Annotated in this window: 3 protein-coding genes; 2 read left to right on the top strand and 1 reads right to left on the bottom strand. The window is 47.4% G+C overall.

Going from position 1 to position 6,287, the window contains the following annotated elements:
* Positions 1-127: 127 nt before the first annotated feature.
* Positions 128-2,149, top strand: coding sequence for an NAD-dependent DNA ligase LigA (gene ligA, locus AC6CIF_RS09225; protein WP_047840609.1), 2,022 nt, complete (start codon positions 128-130; stop codon positions 2,147-2,149).
* 497 nt (positions 2,150-2,646) lie between these two features.
* The gene (gene ltrA, locus AC6CIF_RS09230; RefSeq protein ID WP_498199186.1) at positions 2,647-4,047 is read left to right on the top strand and encodes a group II intron reverse transcriptase/maturase; all 1,401 of its coding nucleotides are present in this window, start codon (positions 2,647-2,649) and stop codon (positions 4,045-4,047) included.
* Positions 4,048-4,186: 139 nt separating this feature from the next.
* Here the strand turns inward: ltrA and AC6CIF_RS09235 are convergent, their stop codons facing one another.
* Positions 4,187-5,560, bottom strand: a complete 1,374-nt coding sequence (locus AC6CIF_RS09235) for a molybdopterin-dependent oxidoreductase (protein WP_498199188.1) — start codon at positions 5,558-5,560, stop codon at positions 4,187-4,189.
* Positions 5,561-6,287 lie beyond the last annotated feature (727 nt).

Genomic DNA, 6,287 nt, shown 5'->3' on the forward strand with positions numbered 1-6,287 from the left:
TGTGGATATTCATTCATTGAAATTATGTAGTGATACCAACGATGGAAAGTTATTCTGTTCTCCGAGTTCAAGTGCAATAGGGGTGTTCGTTCTACATATGATCAAATTAACGGAGGGATGGCCCTGTATGGACCCGATGCACCGGATGGAGCAACTCGTTACCGAGCTGAATCAGCATAATTATCAGTACTACACGATGGATCAGCCACAGATCAGCGATAAGGAGTATGACCTTCTGTACGATGAACTGGTTACGCTGGAACAGGAAAGCGGCATGGTTCTGCCTGATTCTCCAACCCAGCGTGTGGGTGGCGAATTGCTCAAGGGGTTTACCCCACATCGCCATTTATCCTCATTGTGGAGTCTGGACAAAGCGCAGAATATTGAGCAGCTACGGAGCTGGAATACCCGTGTACTGAAACTGATTAATGACTATAACAGTAAAAATCCGGATACGCCGTTACCGGAACCGGGTTATGTCATCGAGTTGAAGTTTGACGGATTGACGTTGAACCTGACCTACACCAACGGTGAGTTGGTACAAGCCTCTACGCGTGGTAACGGTACGGTGGGCGAAGGGATTTTGGCACAGGTTAGAACGATCCGATCCGTTCCGCTCAAAATTCCTTACACAAGCGGTACGATTGAAGTACAGGGTGAAGGCATCATGAATCTGTCTGTCTTGGACCGATACAATGAGACGGCGGCCGAGCCGCTCAAGAATGCGCGGAATGCAGCAGCGGGAGCGCTCCGCAACCTGAATCCGAAGGCGACGGCTGAGCGTCGACTGAATGCTTATTTTTATAATGTAGGTTATTCGGATGACATTCAGTTTGCCAATCATCAGCAGATGATGGATTTCCTGCGTGAGAATCGCTTCAAAGTGAATCCATCCATCACGTATTTCCATGAGTTTGATGATGTAATGGAGCAACTGGCTGCCATTCAGGAGAACCGGGGTCAACTGGACTATCTGATCGATGGAGCTGTTATCAAAATTACGGACATGCGCACCCGCGAGGTGCTGGGTTATACCGATAAGTTCCCTCGCTGGGCGGTAGCATATAAATTCGAGGCAGAAGAGACCACGACGGTTCTTAACGCTGTGGTATGGAATGTAGGTCGTACCGGCAAAGTAACTCCACTGGCACGGGTAGAACCGGTTGAACTTGCCGGGGTAACGGTTCAGAACTGTACTCTTAACAACGTCGGCGATATTGAGCGCAAAAATCTGAAGTTCGCTCTGGGCACACGGGTCTTTATCCGTCGCTCCAATGACGTCATTCCTGAGATTCTGGGTAAAGTGACTGAGGAGAGTGATGGCGAGGAGATCGTCTTCCCTGAGCAGTGTCCTGCATGTGGATTCCCACTGGAGCAACGCGGAGCGCATCTATTCTGTAACAATAGACTTGCGTGTAAACCGCAAACGGTGGCACGAATTTCCCATTTTGCTTCCCGTGATGCCATGGACATCGAGACGTTCAGTGAGAAAACGGCGATTCAGTTGTATGATGAATTGAACGTACGTGAGCCTGCCGACCTGTATACGTTACAGTTTGATGATCTGGTGAAGCTGGAGCGGTTTGGGGAAAAGAAAGCGAACAACCTTATCGCTGCGCTGGAACTCAGTAAGGATCGTGATCTGGCTTCCTTCTTATACTCACTGGGTATTCCGAACACAGGTAAGTCCACCACGCGCATGCTCGCTGATCATTACCGGGATCTGCACGCCATTATGAATGCAACCGTGGAAGAACTGGTTGAACTACCCGACGTGGGTGGTATCGTTGCTGAGAGCATCGTAAACTTTTTTGCAGATCCGTTTACACAGGCTGCGATTGAGAAAATGCTCAACTTGGGCGTGAAAGCTCAGGCACCTGAGGCACCAGCCGTTGCTGTTGTGGAAGATTCCTTCTTCAGTGGTAAAACAGTCGTCTTGACCGGAACGCTGCACCAATTGACACGGGAAGAGGCGACGCAAAGACTGGAAGCGCTCGGAGCGAAGGTGACCGGCAGTGTGTCGAAAAAGACAGATCTGGTTATTGCCGGAGAGAAGGCAGGTAGTAAACTAACCAAAGCTCATGATCTCGGTATTCCTACGATTGAGGATGAGGATGAACTTGTACGTCTTTTGAACCCACAGGGTTAGAGGATAAATGAACAAAAGATTTCATATAAGAAAGCCCCCGAAGACACAAATATGTGATCGGGGGCTTTTGCTAGTGCGCCCGGCATGGGCGATAACTTGGCGGTGAAAGTCCGCTACAGGCTTGGCAGTAGGAACTGTTAGCCAAGGGCAAGGGTGTCCGGCGCGAGGCGGAATCTGAAGGAAGCCGGAGGCAAACCCTCGGTCTGACGAACAGAAATCACATACAAGGCATGGTGGAACGGACGAGCTTGCTAGCCAAAGCGAAGTCCAATACTGCCCGAATTCCGGCATGTAAATGTGGCAGATGGATGAGGGGAAGGTTATCGCTCTTACCCGGGGAGGTCTCACTGACGTCAAGTAGGGAAAAAAAATCCGAAAAACGGAGTAAAGCTTGTGGTGAGAAGTCAGCAGAGGCCATAGTACCGTAAGGTTTTTTTTTTCGGGAAGGACCGAACAATCGTATGTCTCAAGTACAAACTGAAAGGAGAGTCGATGCAATGAAAGCAGAATACCGGAAGGGCTACCGGCAAAGAGAACGCGTGGAACGCGAAGGGTATGCAGGAGTGCGGAGTATCGATACTCGGGAAAGTAGAGAAAGAGACGGTGCAGAGGACCTGCTGGAGGTCATACTGGACAGAGAAAATCTGAACCGGGCATATCAGCGGGTCAAACGTAACCACGGAGCACCAGGAATCGATGGAATGACGGTCGAAGTGGCGCTTCCGTGGCTACGAGAAAACAGAGACGAACTTTTACAGCGTATTCGGGAGGGTACATATCGACCAAGCCCGGTAAGGCGAAAAGAAATCCCCAAACCAGATGGAAGCGGCGTTCGAAAGCTAGGCATCCCGACGGTAATCGATCGGGTCGTCCAACAAGCGATCGCTCAAACGCTGCAACCTGTGTTCGAGCCACTCTTTTCGGAAGGAAGCTATGGTTACCGTCCGGGGAGAAGTGCGCAGCAAGCGATTCGCAAAGTCAAAACTTGCGCAGAACAAGGATACGGTCATGCAGCCGAAATTGATCTGTCTCAATACTTCGACACCCTAAATCATGAACTTCTGCTGAACATACTGCGAAAACAGATTCAGGACAGGCGCGTCATCGACCTGATCAAGAAATATCTGAAAAGCGGAGTCATGGAGAGCGGCGTGCGGCGCAGAACGGAAGAAGGCTCACCACAAGGTGGTCCCTTGTCGCCTTTACTAGCGAATATCTATCTGAACGAGTTCGATCAGGAGATGGAAAAGCGAGGCGTGAAGGTGATTCGGTACGCGGACGACATCGTGATCTTGGCGAAGAGTAAGCGGGCAGCGAAAAGACTGCTGGAATCTGGCCGAACGGTGCTGGAGCAGAGGCTCAAGCTCCAAATGAACATGCGGAAAAGCAAGGTCGTGAGCGTCCTGTCGCAGAAGCACTTCAAATTTCTAGGATTCGCTCTGGGCAAGAATAAAAACGGTGTATACATACGCGTACACCGAGAGTCTCTGGCCAAAGCGAAGAAGAAGTTGAAGGAACTAACAGGCCGAAGCCAAGGCAGAAATGCAAGGCAAGTCATGGAAAGCGTGAAGGTCTACATTCGAGGATGGGTTGGTTACTTTTACGTAGCGGACATGAAGCGAATCCTGCAAAGCTGGAATGAATGGCTGAGAAGACGAATGCGGATGTACATCTGGAAGCAGTGGAAGAAGCCGAGAACGAAGGTAGATAACCTACGAAAGCTAGGGATACCGGAATGGCAGGCGTACCAATGGGGAAATACAAGGCTGGGCTACTGGCGAATTGCTGGAAGCGCGGTGTTGAATCGCTCTGTAACAAACGAAAGGCTCGCACAGGCAGGGAATTATGACTTCCCTGCACAATACGAGCGCTTACGGCAACTGCACTTAAACGGTTGAACCGCCGTATACCGAACGGTACGTACGGTGGTGTGAGAGGTCGACTGTCCAACTAATGGGCAGTCTCCTACTCGATTTTATCTAAATTATTTTTACAACGAATGAACGCTCACCAATCTTATCTTATTATCTTATCTCATCATGATCCACTTAAATTGTTAGGGATGCGCTGAGATGCGCCTGTAAGCCATGCATCCTTATCATATCCTCGTTCTTCCCAGTAACCAATATGTTCGTTGTCGATGAGTTCAATGCGATTCAACCATTTTACTGATTTATAGGCATACATCTGAGGAATGACGAGCCGTACCGGACCGCCAAGATCAGCAGGGATAGGTTTGCCATCATGCATGACAGCGACCATAATATCTTCCATTTGTGCTTGATCCATCGTAATGGCATCCGTATACACACCATCACCGGAATAAAACTTCACACTATGAGCTTCCGGTTTGACCCCGGCTTGCTTCAAAAGCTGTGCAAGAGAAATGCCTTCCCAGGTATTCTTATATACAGACCAGCCCGTTACACAGTGGAAATCACTAACCTGTACGGTACGTGCCAGCTTCACGAATTGTTCCCAGTTCCATACCTGTGCCCGTTCAACCAACCCATCAATTCGAAAAGACCAGTTAGCATTGGAGAAGGACGGTATGGGTGTAACCGTATATACACGGAAATGACCTTCAGCTCCGCCTCCAATGGGAGGAGAGGAAGCAGACAGTGGTTGTGGTAAAGGAACCATACGGTTAGGATCGTTCTCCAGCATACTATCGATACTGTTATCAATCTTGAGATTTCGTCCTACCCAGGATATAAAAGTAGGCCCAAGCGTGACGGCGAGACCAATACCTACAGCAGAACGGATGAAAGCTCGGCGTGTATACACAGGTTCAGGTCGCTCAGGCTGCTTGAGGGAATCTCTGTCCGATCTGCGATCAATATGGGAAGAAGATATAGCAGCCGGAGTTTCTTTTTCATCCGATATTGAATCAGATGGATCAGCAGTATTTTGAGTTCGTGTTGAAGTTGTAGTGGTTTTAACCGCACGACGTGCAGGGTCCTTTAACCATTTGGTCCGAGTGATGGAGTGATAAATGATATAAGGTAAGCCCACCCAAGTCAGCAGGTCATGGATCAAAAGTGCAGCATTCGACCATCGAGGTCCAGCCAGCTTGAACTGCCATAATACAATACCCGAGAGTAACCATCCGACCAGCAACGCAAGAACAAAGATGGTGTTCACCCTTTGCCAAGGTCTATTACGAAGCTGCTTCCAGTGCTTTCCGGCCAAAATCAAGTAATATACCACGGGTGCCAGCATAGCTAGCCCAACGATGATATGTAGCCATTTTAACCAGACACGTCCAATTCCGAGTATCTCGCGCCAAAAACCGCCTACCAGCATAAGACCTGTTATAGCAAGGATCACAACAATCCAGGCATTCCAAGCATGGATGGAAACCAACTTTTTGCCGTAACCTTCGCGTCTGTTCTTCAACCATTGTTTCACGTGCGATCACCCCATATAGGTTAGTAATGAGTTTATTCAGAACTTTGATATGTAATAGCTAGCTGTGAATGGAGTACGTGATCTGTATAAAGGTGCAATGCGAGATGGTTATACGATTGTTCATAGGCTACTTATGAAAGTAGTACACTTGACTGCTTAACCTTATCTCTATATCTATATACCTTATTATAGAGTTTTTGGATCACTTTCTTCAAACCAACAGGAGGGCAGGGATAGTTATCACGATCAGTACTCTAACTAAAACTCATCTAGATCATTATTACTTGTGGTTATAGAAGGGAGTATTTATAGAATTGAGTTATTTCTTTTATATGTAATGCACTTTAAGGGTAGCCCTTCATTTGTTTAGAGAATGTGCTAATCTGTCGAATACAGGTTGGAAACAAGACACCGTAGATGAAGATATCATGATATCAAAAGGTTGATTAAAAATGCTTGCTAAATAAATCACTACGTGATATATTCTTTCTTGTCGCTTCAAACGAATGATTGTCATAATCATTTGAAAGATGACGAAAACAAAGTGTTGACAGTAAGTTAGTTAACATGATATGATAAGATTCCTGTCCGGTTGACAAACATCAACATAAACGGACATACAAGTTCCTTGAAAACTGAACAAATGGATAGTAACTTTTGATTCACAATGAATCGTCAGATTCAAAATGAGCTTATCGCTCTTTTCAATACTTTATTGGAGAGTTTG

The sequence above is a fragment of the Paenibacillus sp. GQ49 genome (genome assembly GCF_059759055.1).